This is a genomic window from Streptococcus oralis, assembly GCF_001588645.1.
GTDB lineage: Bacteria > Bacillota > Bacilli > Lactobacillales > Streptococcaceae > Streptococcus > Streptococcus oralis_AB.
In genome coordinates this window covers 239,870-255,496 of the sequence record NZ_LAYF01000004.1, presented here as the reverse complement: position 1 = coordinate 255,496, position 15,627 = coordinate 239,870, and the positions used below count along the sequence as shown (strand labels likewise).

The following is a 15,627-nucleotide window of genomic DNA, read 5'->3' as shown; positions in this document are numbered from 1 at the left end:
AGCACCAACGCCAGATCCAGCACCAACACCGGATCCAGCGCCAACACCAGATCCAGCGCCAACGCCAGATCCAGCGCCAACGCCAGATCCAGCACCAACGCCAGATCCAGCACCAACGCCAGATCCAGCACCTCCAGCTACTGAGAATAAAGGTAAAGCTGAACTTCCAAACACAGGTGAAGCAACATCTATCTTCTCAGCAATTGGATTTGTAGTATTGGCATTGAGTGGATTGGTATTCTTCGTAAAACGTAAAGCTTAGGCTTTTGTAGAAGAAACATGAAACTTGGTAAGTGAGAATTCTACTTCTCTCTTAGACTTGATAGAGAAAGTCTCTAGAAAATTCGTTTTCTAGGGGCTTTTTTTGTTTTGAGACTATTAGTTTATATCACTCCACAAGACGTAAACTGTCTAATGAAGGTGGTTAAAGTTGAAGATCTCACAATATTTTATTTTACTCGTTCCCTTTTCCTTTAAAAAAATCAAAAATTTCGGTATAATAGTCAAAGATAGTCAAGGTTCAAAGAAGGAGTTTGATTTACTATGAGATTTAAAAATACATCAGATCATATCGAAGCCTATATCAAGGCGATTTTAGACCAATCTGGTATCGTGGAATTGCAACGGAGCCAGTTAGCAGATACCTTCCAGGTTGTACCGAGTCAGATCAACTATGTCATCAAGACCCGCTTTACGGAAAGCAGAGGTTACTTGGTTGAGAGCAAGCGTGGTGGTGGAGGCTACATTCGCATAGGGCGTATTGAGTTTTCCAGTCATCATGAGATGCTCCGCGATTTGCTTTACTCGATTGGTGAGCGAGTTAGTCAGGAGATTTATGAGGATATTCTCCAACTTTTGGTGGAGCAGGACTTGATGACCAAGCAGGAGATGACCTTGCTGACTTCAGTAGCAACAGATCGTGTCCTAGGGGAAGAATCTTCAGTTGTCCGTGCCAATATGCTCCGACAGCTATTACAAGAGGTAGATAGAAAAGAGAAGTAAGATGAACTATTCAAAAGCATTGAATGAATGTATCGAAAGTGCCTACATGGTTGCGAGCCATTTTGGAGCCCGTTACCTAGAGTCTTGGCATTTATTGATTGCCATGTCCAATCACAGTTACAGTGTGGCAGGTGCGACTTTAAACGATTATCCTTATGAAATGGACCGTTTAGAAGAGGTTGCGTTGGAACTGACTGAAACGGACTATAGCCAAGACGAAACCTTTACGGAATTGCCCTTTTCCCATCGTTTGGAGGTTCTCTTTGCAGAAGCAGAGTATGTGGCCTCAGTGGTCCATACAAAGGTGCTAGGTACAGAGCATGTCCTCTATGCGATTTTGCATGATGGCAATGCCTTGGCAACTCGCATCTTGGAGAGAGCAGGCTTCTCTTATGAAGACCAGAAAGATCAGGTCAGAATTGCTGCTCTTCGTCGCAATTTAGAGGAACGTGCAGGTTGGACAAGAGAAGATCTTAAGGCTTTGCGTCAACGCCATCGCACGGTAGCAGACAAGCAAAATTCCATGGCCAATATGATGGGCATGCCTCAAGCTCAAAGTGGTGGTCTAGAGGACTACACGCATGACCTGACGGAGCAAGCGCGTTCTGGCAAGTTAGAGCCAGTTATCGGTCGAGACAAGGAAATCTCACGTATGATTCAGATTTTGAGTCGAAAGACCAAGAACAATCCGGTCTTGGTTGGAGATGCGGGTGTCGGGAAAACAGCTCTGGCACTTGGTCTTGCTCAGCGTATTGCCAGTGGGGATGTACCAGCGGAGATGGCAAAGATGCGCGTGTTAGAGCTTGATTTGATGAATGTCGTTGCGGGAACACGTTTCCGTGGAGATTTTGAAGAGCGCATGAACAACATCATCAAGGATATCGAGGAGGATGGCAAAGTGATCCTCTTTATCGATGAACTCCACACCATCATGGGTTCTGGTAGCGGTATTGATTCGACTCTGGATGCAGCCAATATCTTGAAGCCAGCCTTAGCTCGTGGAACTTTGAGAACAGTTGGTGCAACCACTCAGGAAGAATACCAAAAACACATCGAAAAAGACGCTGCCCTTTCTCGTCGGTTTGCCAAAGTGACGATTGAAGAGCCCAGTTTAGCTGACAGCATGATCATTTTGCAAGGTTTGAAAGCTACCTATGAGAAACACCATCGTGTGCAAATCACAGATGAAGCTGTCGAAACAGCAGTTAAGATGGCGCATCGTTACCTGACCAGTCGTCACTTGCCAGACTCTGCTATCGACCTCTTGGATGAGGCGGCAGCAACAGTTCAAAACAAATCCAAGCATGTGAGAATGAACGAATCCGACTTGAGTCCAGCTGACAAGGCCTTGATGGATGGCAAGTGGAAACAAGCAGGCCAGCTAATCGCAAAAGAACAAGAATTGCCTGTCTATAAAGACTTGGTGACAGAATCTGATATTTTGACCACCTTGAGTCGTTTGTCAGGGATTCCAGTCCAAAAACTGACCCAGACTGATGCTAAGAAATATCTAAACTTGGAAGCTGAACTGCACAAACGTGTCATCGGTCAAGATCAAGCTGTTTCAAGCATTAGCCGTGCCATTCGCCGCAACCAGTCAGGAATTCGCAGCCACAAGCGTCCGATTGGTTCCTTTATGTTCCTAGGACCGACGGGTGTCGGGAAGACCGAATTGGCTAAGGCATTGGCAGAAGTTCTCTTTGATGACGAATCAGCCCTTATCCGCTTTGATATGAGTGAGTATATGGAGAAATTCGCAGCCAGCCGTCTCAATGGAGCTCCTCCGGGCTATGTGGGCTACGAAGAAGGTGGGGAGTTGACCGAGAAGGTTCGCAACAAACCATATTCAGTCTTGCTCTTTGACGAGGTAGAAAAGGCCCACCCAGACATCTTTAATGTCCTCTTGCAAGTCTTGGATGACGGTGTCTTGACAGATAGCAAGGGGCGTAAGGTTGACTTTTCAAATACCATTATCATCATGACGTCAAACCTCGGTGCGACAGCCCTTCGTGATGACAAGACAGTCGGCTTTGGGGCCAAGGACATTCGTTTTGACCAGGAAAATATGGAAAAACGAATCTTTGAGGAGTTGAAAAAAACTTATCGACCAGAGTTTATCAACCGTATTGATGAAAAGGTGGTCTTCCATAGCTTAGATAGCAAACACATGCAAGAAATTGTTAAGATTATGGTGAAACCATTGATTGCTAGCCTAGCAGAGAAGGGCATCGACTTGAAACTGCAAGCTTCGGCACTGAAGTTGCTAGCTAGTCACGGTTACAATCCAGAAATGGGAGCTCGCCCACTTCGCAGAACCCTGCAAACAGAAGTGGAGGACAAGTTGGCAGAACTTCTTCTTAAGGGAGAGCTAGTAGCAGGCAAGACCCTCAAGATCGGTGTCAAAGCAGGCCAGTTAAAATTTGATATTGCTTAAAAATGGAGAGTCAGGAGAGGTCCTGATTCTTTTTTGCTACTTTTTTATAAAAAATGATAAAAAACTATTGACAAAATAAAAATATAAGATATAATAAAAACATAGAAAAACAAAAATATAGAAAATTATAAAAAGGTAGACGTTTATGAAAAAGAAAACAGCAGTAGTATTTGGGACCTTTGCCCCTCTCCATCAAGGGCATATCGACCTGATCCAGAGAGCGAAGCGTCAGTGTGATCAGGTCTGGGTAGTCGTTTCAGGCTATGAGGGAGATCGAGGGGAGCAGATAGGCTTAACTCTTCAAAAAAGATTTCGCTATATCAGAGAAGCTTTTCGTGACGATGAGTTGACCTCTGTCTGCAAACTGGATGAGACCAACCTTCCCCGTTACCCTATGGGCTGGCAGGAGTGGTTGGACCAGATGTTAGCGGAGATTTCCTATGATGAAAACCAGCAAGAACTGACTTTCTTTGTGGGAGAAGCAGACTACCAGCAGGAATTAGCTAATCGTGGCTTTGAGACCGTTTTGCAAGAAAGAAAGTTTGGAATCTCAGCGACTATGATTCGAGAAAATCCAAGCAAATATTGGAAATATATTGCTCAGCCCTTCCGTCGTCAGTTTACCAAGAAAGTGTTGATCATGGGAAGTGCTAGCAATGGGAAGACCACTCTGGCCAAGGATTTGGCAAGGTATTACGATGCGCCGGTCAGTCTCGAATACGCGCGCGAGTACCAGATCAAAAACAATGTCCGCGACGATGAATTGACTCCAAAGGATTATTATTATCTCCTGTTGGGCCAGTATGATCAGACCTCCAAGTTAATCGATAGTAATGCCAATCGAGGTCTAGTGATAGCCGACACCAACTCCTTAGTAACCAAGGGTTACTATGATTATTACATGGAGGCTGAGGATCAAGAGGACTTATCAGGAGAAACCTTTGACAATCTTTTTGCCTCTATCTTGGCTAAGGAAAAATGGGACTTGATTCTCTTTGTGCAGCCTGTCGGTTCTTATGTCAATGACGGATTTAGAGATATGACCATGGCGGAAGAGCATATTCGCTACAGTTTTTCCCAGCATCTGGATCAGATGAGGGAGAGATACTTAACGACCATTCCTTTAGTTTATCTAGCGGAGGATTACCTAGGCAATTATGAAGCAGCAAAAGTGGCTATTGATGCCATTTACCAAGCAGATTAGGAGAAAATGATGAAAACAGTAACTAAAAAAATCACACAATTTATCGAAAATTTTAAAAATGTCCATGCAGAAGCCCGCAAGATCGGTTTTGCAGGGATCATGCGCCTGCTCTGGAAGGATCTCTTTGTCGGCCGTAGTCTTTTCCAGTGGTTGTATCTCATCGCCTTGTCGAGTGTTCCCTTGATATTAGAGCTCACGCAAAATGCAGAAAGCCATGACTGGCTGAGCTTGTTTGCATCTTGGACTGGGATTGTCTGTGTTATCTTGGTAGCAGAAGGTCGTGCAAGCAATTATCTCTTTGGGGCCATTAATTCAGCTATTTATTTGATCTTGGCTATGAATGCGACTTTTTATGGCGAAGTCTTGACGACTGTTTACTTCTTTGTCATGCAGCCGATTGGTCTCTATGCTTGGTTGTCCAATCGTATCAACGACCAAGGAAAACCAGAAGAATCCCACTTTGAAGCTAAGAAATTATCTGTACTTGACTGGCTCAAGTACTTGGTCTTGACTGCCATCATCTGGATTAGCATGGGCTTGGCTTATCAAAGCATCCATAGTGCTCGACCTTTCCGTGATAGTGTTACCGATGCGACCAATGGTGTTGGTCAGCTCTTGATGACACGTCTTTACCGTGAACAATGGATTTTCTGGATTGCAACCAATCTCTTTAGTATCTACCTCTGGTGGGGTGAAAATATCCACATCCAAGGGATGTACTGGGTATACACACTCAACAGTCTAGTGGGATGGTACCAATGGACCAAGGCAGTTCGAAAGGAGGCTTAAAATGATAGACAAGAAGATTCCAGCAGGGATGACGGAAAAAGAGTATTATGAAATTCATGCCAGTCAGGAGGAGTTTTTGGATTGGTACTACAAGCAGGAAATCCCTCAATATGAAAAACCAAGTGTGACAGTAGATATGGTGGCTTACTGCTTTGTCGAAGGAAAGATCAAGCTATTGCTAATCCGTCGCAAGGCTCACCCTTATCAAAACTGTTTGGCTCTGGTTGGAGGCTTTATGGACAAGGGAGAAGATGCTGCACATGCCTGTCAGCGCGAAGTGAGAGAAGAAGTCAATCTCGATCTGCCTTTGGAGAAAATCGAGCAATTGATGACGGTATCGACCCCCGGTCGTGATCCACGGGGCTGGACAGTGACCATTGCACACTTAGTGTACCTGCCTAGTCGTGCCTTAGACCTCGTTCAGGCAGGTGATGATGCCAAGGATGTCGTTTTCGTAGATGTCGATTTTCAGACAGGCAAATGCTACCTAGATGGAGTCGAGCTGGAGGAGCAAGCCTTCGCCTTTGACCATTATGCCATTATCCAAGAATCCATCAAACGAATCCAAGGCCGTCTCGACTGGAATCCGACCTTCCTCTATCTGCTGGAGGAGGAGTTCACTGTCTACGAGGGGACTGAACTGGTCAATCTCATCAACCCCGGTCGGCCCATCGTCAGCAATAACTTTCTCGTAAAATACGGCGAATATGTAGAAGAAGTCGGACTCAAACGAGTACCCAAAAAGAAACCAAGAAAAACCTATCGATTGAAATAAAAAGTGAGGTCGGGACAAAGTTCCCGACCTCTTTATTTATCATCATTTTTTACGAATGGCTATCTTTCTTAGAATTGCTCAACAGGTGAGTAAAGAAGTCTTTATATCGATACTTGAGATAGTTCTCGTGCAAAAATAACAAAGCGATATAAACAATCAAAAAGATTGTAGTCAGATAGAAGACATCAAATGCAGTTCGCGCATAGTAAGTGGCTGATTGATAAGAGCCAATAGCTCCCAAAATCAACCAAGGAAGATACTTGTAATACTTATTTAGCATAAGAGTGCACCTCCTATATTCTATTTCAATGTTATTATATTCCTTTGTCTAATGCAATGCAAGCGATTACACAAGAGCGATGCAAAAAATAGGACTCTAATCTAAGAAATTTTCTATTTTTTCGTTTCAATTACGAATAGAAATAGTAGAGAGAAATTTTTTAAAATAGTTTCTCTAAATAGTTGACAGATTCAAGGCTCAATGTTACAATTATATTACAAAAAGATTTCTTAACATTTCAAAAATGTTACAAAGGAGTAGAAAAATGAAAAAGAAAACCTATATCAAATTGATGGCAGCGACTGTATTGGCTTCTACCTTGCTATTAGGAGCTTGTGGAAATAAAAACGAATCCACTCAAACCAGTAGCTCTGCAAAAACAAGTCAATCATCAAGTTCTAAAGCAGCTTCTTCTAGCAAAGAAAGCAAGACACAAAAATCTTCAAGCTCAGCTTCATCTGAAAAGGCTCAGGCATCTTCTGGTCAGTCTTCTACAACGGCAGATCAGTCACAAGCGAAACCAGCACCTGAATCAAGACAAGAACAAGCAGCTCCCAGTCAACAAGCTCCATCTCAGGCACCTTCAACTCAGCAAGGCTCTCAAGACCAGTCTAACCAGTCAAGCTATGATCCAACAACTGACCGCAAACTTCAAGACAAGCAAGCAGAACACAACAAACGCTACAAGGGTGTTTTAACCATGGTTGATGGTGATTTCTCAGCGGCTACAGGCAACTGGAAGGGAGCGAATGGCGAAACTATTACGGTTTCATCAGGGGGCCAATTTACAGTAGAAACTGCAGATGGAAAGAAAGAAAACTATTCTATCAGAGGCTACTCTTACACTCTTGATGATGGTAAGTATAATGCCAAAATAGGTGGCGGAAAAATCATCCAAATTACAACAGGTGCGGATGGTAAAGTTTCGAGCGTTGCCTTGATTCAATAATAGTATCTAGGATTTCCTAGGATAAAAAAAACCGTAAACTCAAGCGAGTTACGGTTTTTTCTATTATGCTTTGTCTAATTGTAAGAGGGCTTCAATCTCTGCTAGAGTGCTAGCTTGTGAAATGGCTCCACGAAGTTTGGCAGCGCCAGATGTTCCCCGGAGGTAGTGAGGAGCGAGGCCGCGGAATTCACGAACGGCTACGTTTTCTCCTTTGAGGTTAATCAAGCGTTTCAAATGTTCGTAGGCGATTTTCATCTTGTCTTCAAATGTCAAGTCAGGGAGAATTTCTCCAGTTTCAAAGTAGTGGTTGATCTGGTTGAAGAGGTAGGGATTTCCCATGGCTGCGCGACCAATCATGACAGCGTCAGCCCCGACTTCTTCAATACGCTGTTTGGCTTCTTGTACCGTACGGATATCACCATTTGCGATAAATGGAATCTTGGTCAAAGCTTGAGCAACCTTGTGAAGAGTCTCAAGGTCTGCGTGACCTGTGTACATTTGTTCACGGGTACGGCCGTGCATAGCGAGGGCAGAGACACCTGCAGCCTCAGCAGCGAGGGCATTTTCCACGGCTAAGGATGGATCAGACCAGCCAGTACGCATTTTGACAGTGAGGGGGATATCAAGGACAGATTGGACCTTGTTGATAATAGAGTAGATCTTGTCTGGATCCTTGAGCCACATAGCGCCAGCTTCGTTTTTCACGATTTTGTTAACTGGGCAGCCCATGTTGATATCGACGATATCGGTCTTAGTGTTTTCTTGGATGAATTCTGCTGCGCGTGCGAGGCTGTCTTCATCACTACCAAAGAGTTGGATAGAAACAGGGTTCTCTCCTTCATCGATGTGAAGCATATGCAAGGTTTTTTCGTTGTTGTATTGGATTCCCTTGTCAGAGACCATTTCCATTACAACGAGTCCAGCTCCGAGCTCTTTTGCAATAGTACGAAAGGCTGAGTTGGTGACACCAGCCATGGGTGCTAAAACGGTACGATTGGGAATCTCAACATTGCCAATCATAAAAGGTGTATTAAGATTTGTCACGAATGAGTTCCTCCAGGTCGTTTTCATCAAAGTTATAAGTTGTTTGGCAGAATTGACAAGTGATTTCTGCCCCGTGGTCTTCCTCTTTCATTTCCTCCAGGTCTGAATTTGGAAGGCTGGCAAGAGCGTTCAAAAAGCGGTCTTTGCTGCAGTCACACTGGAAACGAATTTCTTCTTCAGATAGGCGTTTGTAGGATTCGTCACCATAGATAGCCTTGAGGAGGGCTTCGATATGGTCGTCGCTTTCCAGAAGGGTTGAGATAGCTGGCATTTCTTGGATGCGTTTCTCAAAGCGAGCAATCTCTTCTTCCTTGGCTCCTGGCAATACTTGGAGAAGGAAACCTCCGGCAACTTTGACCTTGTCGTCTTTGTCCAAAAGAACATTGAGGCCGACTGCTGAAGGGGTTTGTTGGCTTTCAGTAAGGTAATAGGCCAAGTCTTCACCGATTTCCCCAGAAATGAGAGGAGTCATGGAGTTGTAAGGATTTCCAGTGCCATAGTCTGTGATAACGAGGAATTGACCGTTTCCAACAAAAGGTCCAACAAGGACTTCACCCGTTGCAGTCTTTTTGATGTCAACACCTGGATTTTGAACGTAGCCTTTGACGTTTCCCTTGGTATCTGCGACCGTGATGATGGCACCAAGAGAGCTGGTTCCAAGAACTTTAACAGTTAGTTTGGTATTTCCTTTTTCATTGGCTGCGAGAATTTGGCCAGCGATAAGGGTACGGCCAAGTGCAACAGTTGAACTGGCTTGAGTTTGATGTTTTTCTTGAGCAGTGCGGACGGTTTCAGTGCTATCAAGGACAAAAGCACGAAAGGCTCCGCTTTCTGATATAGTTTTAATAATTTTATCCATAGCTACTATTTTAGCATAAAAATGCCCAAAGGGGGAGCCGTGTGTTTGCTGTTTCTGTGGAATAATGACGAGGAAATCAACCTTAAAATAAAATGAGAAACAGATTATTTCCGCATTTCTAAGATTTATGCTATGCTTGTAGGAGAAAATGAAAGGGGTAACAAATGTATTTAGGTGATTTGATGGAAAAAGCAGAATCTGGTCAATTTTTAGTCCTTTCCTTTCTATTACAAGATTCGCAGACAACAGTCAAGAAAGCTATGGAAGAAACAGGTTTTTCAAAGGCGACCTTAACCAAGTACATTTCTCTGATTAACGAAAATGCCTCGGAAAGAGGGCTAGAGCTGACCATCCACTTGGAAGATGAAAATCTGCGTTTGTCTGTCGGTACTGCCACAAAGGGGAGAGAGATTCGGAGCTTGTTTCTAGACAATGCCATTAAATACCAAATTTTGGTTTACCTTCTCTATTACCAACAGTTTCTAGCTCATCAGTTGGCTCAAGAATTGATGATTAGTGAGGCCACGCTTGGTCGCCACTTAGCTAGTCTAAATCAGATTTTGTCAGAGTTTGGCTTATCCATCCAAAATGGCCGTTGGCGAGGTCCGGAGCATCAGATTCGCTATTTCTATTTCTGTCTTTTCCGCAAGATTTGGTCCAGTCAGGAGTGGGAAGGTCACATGCAGAAAGCTGAGAGAAAACAAGAGATTGCTACCCTAGAAGAAATCTGCGGTGCTAGCTTGTCTTCGGGTCAGAAATTGGACTTGGTTCTCTGGGCTCATATCAGTCAACAGCGCCTTCGGGTCAATGCCTGTCAGTTTCAAGTCATAGAAGAAAAAATGCGGGGGTATTTTGACAATATTTTCTATCTTCGTTTGCTTCGAAAGGCTCCGTCCTTTTTTGCTGGGCAACATATCCCTCTAGGAACTGAGGACGGTGAGATGATGGTATTCTTTTCATTTCTCCTTTCCCATCGTATTTTGCCCCTTCATACTATGGAGTATATCCTTGGTTTTGGAGGGCAGTTAGCCGATTTGCTGACGCAATTGATTCAAGAAATGAAGAAGGAGGAGCTACTGGGGGACTACACAGAGGACCATGTCACCTATGAACTCAGTCAGCTCTGTGGTCAAGTTTATCTATACAAGGGCTATATTTTACAAGATCAGTACAGATACCAGACAGAGAATCGCCATCCCTATTTGCTGATGGAACATGATTTTAAAGGGACTGCAAAGAGAATTTTTCATATATTGCCAGCCTTTCATCAGGGAACCGACCTGGATAAGAAAATTCTCTGGGAATGGCTCCAGTTGATAGAATATATGGCTGAAAATGGTGGTCAACATATGAGGATTGGTCTGGATTTGACATCTGGTTTCCTTGTCTTTTCTAGGATGGCTGCCATTTTGAAACGGTATTTGGAATACAATCGTTTTATTGCCATTGAAGCCTATGATCCCAGTCGACATTATGATTTGTTGATTACCAACAACCCGATTCATAAGAAAGAACAGACTCCGGTTTATTATTTAAAAAATGACTTGGATATCGAGGATTTGGCGAAGATTCGTCAGATGCTCTTTGCCTAAAAGGCCTGAATTTTCAGGTCTTTTTTGTGAAATTCGCACAATCTCCTCACATTTTTTTAAAATTTAAAAAAAATTGATGAACAAGAAAGCGCTTTATTTTGTATACTAGTTACTGTAAAGAGGGGACCCCCTCAAGATTTTATCAGGAGGACAGCACATGTCACAAGAAAAATACATCATGGCTATTGACCAAGGAACGACCAGTTCTCGTGCCATTATTTTTAACAAAAAAGGAGAAAAGGTCAGCTCCAGCCAAAAAGAGTTTACTCAGATTTTCCCTCAAGCAGGTTGGGTTGAGCACAATGCCAATGAAATTTGGAACTCTGTTCAGTCAGTTATCGCGGGTGCTTTCATCGAAAGTGGTGTGAAACCAAGTCAAATCGAAGCAATCGGGATTACCAACCAGCGCGAAACAACTGTCGTCTGGGATAAGAAAACAGGCCTCCCTATCTATAATGCTATCGTTTGGCAATCACGCCAAACTGCTCCTCTGGCTGAACAACTAAAAAGCCAAGGTTATGTGGAAAAATTCCATGAAAAGACTGGTTTGATCATTGATGCTTACTTCTCTGCTACCAAGGTTCGTTGGATTTTAGACCATGTAGAAGGTGCTCAAGAGCGAGCTGAAAAGGGTGAATTGCTCTTTGGTACCATTGATACTTGGCTGGTTTGGAAATTGACTGACGGCGCAGCTCACGTGACTGATTACTCCAACGCAGCCCGTACCATGCTCTACAACATCAAGGATCTTAAATGGGATGATGAGATTTTAGAAATCCTCAATATTCCTAAGGCTATGCTTCCAGAAGTTCGTTCTAACTCTGAAATCTACGGCAAGACAGCTCCATTCCATTTCTACGGTGGAGAAGTACCAATCTCTGGTATGGCTGGTGACCAACAAGCAGCCCTCTTTGGTCAGTTGGCTTTTGATCCTGGTATGGTTAAAAATACCTACGGAACTGGTTCCTTCATCATCATGAACACTGGTGAAGAGATGCAGTTGTCTGAAAACAACCTCTTGACAACCATTGGTTACGGAATAAACGGCAAGGTTTACTATGCTTTGGAAGGTTCTATCTTCATCGCAGGAAGTGCCATTCAATGGCTTCGTGACGGTCTTCGCATGGTGGAAAACTCACCAGAGTCTGAAAAATATGCTCTTAATTCTCACAATAATGACGAAGTCTATGTCGTACCTGCCTTTACAGGTCTAGGGGCACCATACTGGAACCAAAACGCTCGAGGCTCTGTCTTTGGTTTGACTCGTGGAACAACTAAAGAAGACTTTATCAAGGCGACTTTGCAATCCATCGCTTATCAAGTACGTGACATCATCGACACCATGCAAGTGGATGCGCAGACAGCTATCCAAGTCTTGAAGGTAGATGGTGGTGCAGCCATGAACAACTTCCTCATGCAGTTCCAAGCTGACATCTTGGGAATTGATATCGCACGCGCTAAAAACTTGGAAACAACTGCCCTCGGTGCAGCCTTCCTAGCAGGATTGTCAGTGGGTTATTGGAAGGACTTGGATGAGTTGAAACTCTTGAACGAGACAGGAGAACTCTTTGAGCCATCCATGAACGAATCTCGTAAGGAACAACTTTATAAGGGCTGGAAGAAGGCTGTGAAAGCAACGCAAGTCTTTGCGGAAATCGACGACTAATACTGTTTCTTGATGCAATGATCAGTTGAAGAATGAAACGACTCAGTTAGAAAGTGTGTAAATATGGAATTTTCAAAGAAAACACGTGAATTGTCAATTAAAAAAATGCAGGAACGCACCTTAGATCTCTTGATTATTGGTGGAGGGATTACAGGAGCTGGTGTAGCTTTGCAGGCTGCAGCCAGTGGTCTTGACACTGGTTTGATTGAAATGCAGGACTTCGCAGAAGGAACATCCAGCCGATCAACAAAATTGGTCCACGGAGGTCTGCGTTACCTCAAACAATTCGACGTAGAAGTGGTATCAGATACAGTTTCTGAACGTGCGGTGGTTCAACAAATCGCTCCACATATTCCAAAACCAGATCCAATGCTCTTGCCAGTTTACGATGAAGATGGAGCGACCTTTAGCCTCTTCCGTCTCAAAGTAGCCATGGACTTGTACGACCTTTTGGCAGGTGTTAACAATACGCCAGCTGCTAACAAGGTCTTGAGCAAGGAAGAAGTCTTGGAACGCCAGCCAAACTTGAAGAAAGAAGGTTTGGTAGGAGGTGGGGTTTACCTTGACTTCCGTAACAACGATGCGCGTCTTGTGATTGAAAATATCAAACGTGCCAACCAAGACGGTGCCCTCATTGCCAACCACGTTAAGGCAGAAGGCTTCCTCTTTGACGAAAGCGGTAAGATTACTGGTGTTGTAGCTCGTGATTTGTTGACAGACCAAGTCTTTGAAATCAAGGCTCGCCTAGTTATTAACACAACTGGACCTTGGAGCGATAAGGTACGTAATTTGTCCAATAAGGGAACCCAATTCTCACAAATGCGCCCAACTAAGGGAGTTCACTTGGTAGTGGATTCAAGCAAGATCAAGGTTTCACAGCCAGTTTACTTTGACACAGGCTTGGGAGATGGTCGTATGGTCTTTGTTCTCCCACGTGAAAACAAGACTTACTTTGGTACAACCGATACAGACTACACAGGTGATTTGGAACATCCAAAAGTGACGCAGGAAGATGTGGATTATCTACTTGGCATTGTCAACAACCGCTTCCCAGAAGCCAACATCACCGTTGATGATATCGAAAGCAGCTGGGCTGGTCTTCGTCCATTGATCGCAGGCAATAGCGCTTCTGACTACAACGGCGGAAATAACGGTACCATTAGCGACGAAAGCTTCAATAGCTTGATTGCGACTGTCGAAGCTTATCTATCGAAAGAAAAAACGCGTGAAGATGTTGAATCTGCTGTTAGCAAGCTTGAAAGCAGCACATCTGAGAAACATTTGGACCCATCTGCAGTTTCACGTGGTTCGAGCTTGGACCGTGATGACAATGGCCTCTTGACCCTTGCTGGTGGTAAAATCACAGACTACCGTAAGATGGCTGAAGGGGCTATGGAGCGCGTGGTTGACATCCTCAAAGCAGAATTTGACCGTAGCTTTAAACTCATCAACTCTAAGACTTACCCTGTTTCAGGCGGAGAATTGAACCCAGCAAATGTGGACTCAGAAATCGAAGCCTTTGCTCAACTTGGAGTTTCACGTGGTTTGGATAGCAAGGAAGCTCACTATCTAGCAAATCTTTACGGTTCAAATGCACCGAAGGTCTTTGCCCTTGCTCACAGCTTGGAACAAGCGCCAGGACTCAGCTTGGCAGATACCTTGTCCCTTCACTATGCAATGCGCAATGAGTTGGCTCTTAGCCCAGTTGACTTCCTCCTTCGCCGTACCAACCACATGCTCTTTATGCGTGATAGTTTGGATAGCATTGTGGAGCCTGTTCTGGATGAAATGGGACGATTCTATGATTGGACAGAAGAAGAAAAAGCAGCCTACCGTGCGGATGTTGAAGCAGCACTTGCTCAAAATGATTTGGCAGAACTAAAAAATTAAGAAAAACTAGAAGAGAGGGAGGGTAGCATTCCTTGTCGCCCGCCCCTTCTTTTAAATGGAGACAACGATATGATGAAAGAATTATTTGGAGAATTTTTGGGGACTTTGATCCTTATCCTCCTAGGAAATGGAGTTGTAGCAGGTGTGGTTCTTCCTAAAACCAAGAGTAACAATTCAGGGTGGATCGTCATCACGATGGGATGGGGGATCGCCGTTGCGGTTGCCGTCTTTGTATCTGGCAAACTTAGTCCTGCACACTTAAACCCAGCTGTGACGCTTGGTGTAGCCTTAAAAGGTGACTTGCCTTGGGCTTCAGTATTCCCATATATCCTAGCTCAGTTCGCTGGAGCTATGCTTGCTCAAATTTTAGTTTGGTTGCAATTCAAACCACACTATGATGCAGAAGAAAATGCAGGCAATATCCTAGCGACCTTTAGTACTGGACCAGCAATCAAGAACACAGTATCCAACTTGGTTAGTGAAATCCTTGGGACTTTTGTCTTGGTATTGACAATCTTTGCTTTGGGTCTCTATGACCTTCAAGCAGGGCTAGGGACCTTTGCAGTGGGGACCTTGATTGTCGGTATCGGTCTTTCACTAGGTGGGACAACGGGTTATGCCTTGAACCCAGCTCGTGACCTTGGACCTCGTATCATGCACAGTATCCTTCCGATTTCAAATAAGGGAGATGGGGACTGGTCTTATGCTTGGATTCCAGTTGTGGGACCTATCATTGGTGCAGCCTTGGCAGTCCTAGTATTTTCACTTTTCTAAGATAAAAGAGTGATTGGCAACAGAGTTTGAGATGAAAATCTCAGGCTCTTTTTTGATGGCCAAAACATTAATATTTTAACTTATCTTAAAATAAGCTAAAACCAATTTTTAAGTTATGGTAAACAGTTGAAAAAAAGGTTGATAAAGTGGTAAAATGTTAGGAAGATAAGGCAGTAATTGCTGATTTGCATAGCTTTTCTGAAAATTTACAAAAAAGAAGTCGAATATGAAAAAAAAGAGAACATTTTATATTTTTTGTGCTCAAACATTTCTGTATTTCGTTATTTTGCTTGGTTTGCTTTATTTTTTTAGTTACCTTGGACAGGGGCAAGGTGGCTTTATCTATAACGAATTTTAACTCAAAGGAGA

General features: G+C 43.7%; 15 protein-coding genes. 12 read left to right on the top strand and 3 right to left on the bottom strand.

Annotated elements, in window-relative coordinates; translation table 11 throughout:
- The 6 genes from A0739_RS05085 to A0739_RS05060 all read left to right on the top strand — a co-directional run.
- Positions 1-262 (top strand): LPXTG cell wall anchor domain-containing protein (locus A0739_RS05085; RefSeq protein WP_155718968.1); only part of this gene is annotated, 262 nt, incomplete at its 5' end.
- A 281-nt stretch (positions 263-543) separates the two neighbouring features.
- Complete coding sequence (locus A0739_RS05080) at positions 544-1,002, top strand: CtsR family transcriptional regulator (protein ID WP_001211263.1); 459 nt, start codon at positions 544-546, stop codon at positions 1,000-1,002.
- Position 1,003: 1 nt separating this feature from the next.
- Positions 1,004-3,436 carry an ATP-dependent Clp protease ATP-binding subunit gene (locus tag A0739_RS05075; protein ID WP_061587273.1) on the top strand — a complete coding sequence of 811 codons (2,433 nt, stop codon included), beginning with the start codon at positions 1,004-1,006 and terminating at the stop codon, positions 3,434-3,436.
- Between the two features lie 145 nt (positions 3,437-3,581).
- Positions 3,582-4,640, top strand: a complete 1,059-nt coding sequence (locus tag A0739_RS05070) for an AAA family ATPase (protein ID WP_061587272.1) — start codon at positions 3,582-3,584, stop codon at positions 4,638-4,640.
- Between the two features lie 9 nt (positions 4,641-4,649).
- A complete protein-coding gene (gene pnuC, locus A0739_RS05065; protein WP_061587271.1) occupies positions 4,650-5,429 on the top strand; it encodes a nicotinamide riboside transporter PnuC in 780 nt (259 codons plus the stop codon).
- Between the two features lies 1 nt (position 5,430).
- Positions 5,431-6,204, top strand: a complete 774-nt coding sequence (locus A0739_RS05060) for an NUDIX domain-containing protein (RefSeq protein ID WP_061587270.1) — start codon at positions 5,431-5,433, stop codon at positions 6,202-6,204.
- Positions 6,205-6,253: 49 nt separating this feature from the next.
- On the opposite strand, the gene A0739_RS05055 is transcribed toward A0739_RS05060, so the two are convergent.
- Positions 6,254-6,484: a hypothetical protein gene (locus A0739_RS05055; RefSeq protein WP_049490535.1), complete on the bottom strand. Its 231-nt coding sequence runs from the start codon at positions 6,482-6,484 to the stop codon at positions 6,254-6,256.
- A gap of 265 nt (positions 6,485-6,749) precedes the next feature.
- Between A0739_RS05055 and A0739_RS05050 the strand changes: the two genes are divergently transcribed.
- Positions 6,750-7,433, top strand: a complete 684-nt coding sequence (locus tag A0739_RS05050; RefSeq protein WP_061587269.1) for a hypothetical protein — start codon at positions 6,750-6,752, stop codon at positions 7,431-7,433.
- A gap of 63 nt (positions 7,434-7,496) precedes the next feature.
- On the opposite strand, the gene dusB is transcribed toward A0739_RS05050, so the two are convergent.
- The gene (gene dusB / locus A0739_RS05045) at positions 7,497-8,477 is read right to left on the bottom strand and encodes a tRNA dihydrouridine synthase DusB (protein WP_000183317.1); all 981 of its coding nucleotides are present in this window, start codon (positions 8,475-8,477) and stop codon (positions 7,497-7,499) included.
- Positions 8,464-9,336: an Hsp33 family molecular chaperone HslO gene (gene hslO / locus A0739_RS05040; RefSeq protein WP_061587268.1), complete on the bottom strand. Its 873-nt coding sequence runs from the start codon at positions 9,334-9,336 to the stop codon at positions 8,464-8,466. Before hslO ends, dusB begins: the two co-directional genes overlap by 14 nt.
- 164 nt (positions 9,337-9,500) lie before the next feature.
- On the opposite strand from hslO, the gene A0739_RS05035 reads away from it, so the two are divergent.
- The 5 genes from A0739_RS05035 to A0739_RS05015 all read left to right on the top strand — a co-directional run bounded on the left by A0739_RS05035 (position 9,501) and on the right by A0739_RS05015 (position 15,616).
- Positions 9,501-10,928, top strand: a complete 1,428-nt coding sequence (locus A0739_RS05035) for a helix-turn-helix domain-containing protein (protein ID WP_061587267.1) — start codon at positions 9,501-9,503, stop codon at positions 10,926-10,928.
- A gap of 157 nt (positions 10,929-11,085) precedes the next feature.
- Positions 11,086-12,594, top strand: coding sequence for a glycerol kinase GlpK (gene glpK, locus A0739_RS05030; RefSeq protein ID WP_049538011.1), 1,509 nt, complete (start codon positions 11,086-11,088; stop codon positions 12,592-12,594).
- 63 nt (positions 12,595-12,657) lie between these two features.
- Positions 12,658-14,484 (top strand): type 1 glycerol-3-phosphate oxidase, encoded by a 1,827-nt coding sequence (gene glpO, locus A0739_RS05025; protein ID WP_061587266.1) that lies wholly within the window; start codon positions 12,658-12,660, stop codon positions 14,482-14,484.
- Positions 14,485-14,553: 69 nt separating this feature from the next.
- On the top strand, positions 14,554-15,258 hold the full coding sequence (locus A0739_RS05020) for an MIP/aquaporin family protein (RefSeq protein ID WP_061587265.1): 705 nt from the start codon (positions 14,554-14,556) through the stop codon (positions 15,256-15,258).
- A gap of 226 nt (positions 15,259-15,484) precedes the next feature.
- Positions 15,485-15,616: a teichoic acid D-Ala incorporation-associated protein DltX gene (locus A0739_RS05015; protein WP_000730286.1), complete on the top strand. Its 132-nt coding sequence runs from the start codon at positions 15,485-15,487 to the stop codon at positions 15,614-15,616.
- Positions 15,617-15,627: the final 11 nt, after the last annotated feature.

Excerpts from the sequence above, each read along its gene's own strand:
- A0739_RS05055 (WP_049490535.1), bottom strand. The coding sequence starts at position 6,484 with ATGCTAAATAAGTATTACAAGTATCTTCCTTGGTTGATTTTGGGAGCT.
- A0739_RS05060 (WP_061587270.1), top strand. The coding sequence starts at position 5,431 with ATGATAGACAAGAAGATTCCAGCAGGGATGACGGAAAAAGAGTATTAT.
- pnuC (WP_061587271.1), top strand. The coding sequence starts at position 4,650 with ATGAAAACAGTAACTAAAAAAATCACACAATTTATCGAAAATTTTAAA.
- A0739_RS05015 (WP_000730286.1), top strand. The coding sequence starts at position 15,485 with ATGAAAAAAAAGAGAACATTTTATATTTTTTGTGCTCAAACATTTCTG.
- A0739_RS05020 (WP_061587265.1), top strand. The coding sequence starts at position 14,554 with ATGATGAAAGAATTATTTGGAGAATTTTTGGGGACTTTGATCCTTATC.
- hslO (WP_061587268.1), bottom strand. The coding sequence starts at position 9,336 with ATGGATAAAATTATTAAAACTATATCAGAAAGCGGAGCCTTTCGTGCT.
- A0739_RS05080 (WP_001211263.1), top strand. The coding sequence starts at position 544 with ATGAGATTTAAAAATACATCAGATCATATCGAAGCCTATATCAAGGCG.
- glpK (WP_049538011.1), top strand. The coding sequence starts at position 11,086 with ATGTCACAAGAAAAATACATCATGGCTATTGACCAAGGAACGACCAGT.
- A0739_RS05070 (WP_061587272.1), top strand. The coding sequence starts at position 3,582 with ATGAAAAAGAAAACAGCAGTAGTATTTGGGACCTTTGCCCCTCTCCAT.
- A0739_RS05075 (WP_061587273.1), top strand. The coding sequence starts at position 1,004 with ATGAACTATTCAAAAGCATTGAATGAATGTATCGAAAGTGCCTACATG.
- A0739_RS05050 (WP_061587269.1), top strand. The coding sequence starts at position 6,750 with ATGAAAAAGAAAACCTATATCAAATTGATGGCAGCGACTGTATTGGCT.
- glpO (WP_061587266.1), top strand. The coding sequence starts at position 12,658 with ATGGAATTTTCAAAGAAAACACGTGAATTGTCAATTAAAAAAATGCAG.
- A0739_RS05035 (WP_061587267.1), top strand. The coding sequence starts at position 9,501 with ATGTATTTAGGTGATTTGATGGAAAAAGCAGAATCTGGTCAATTTTTA.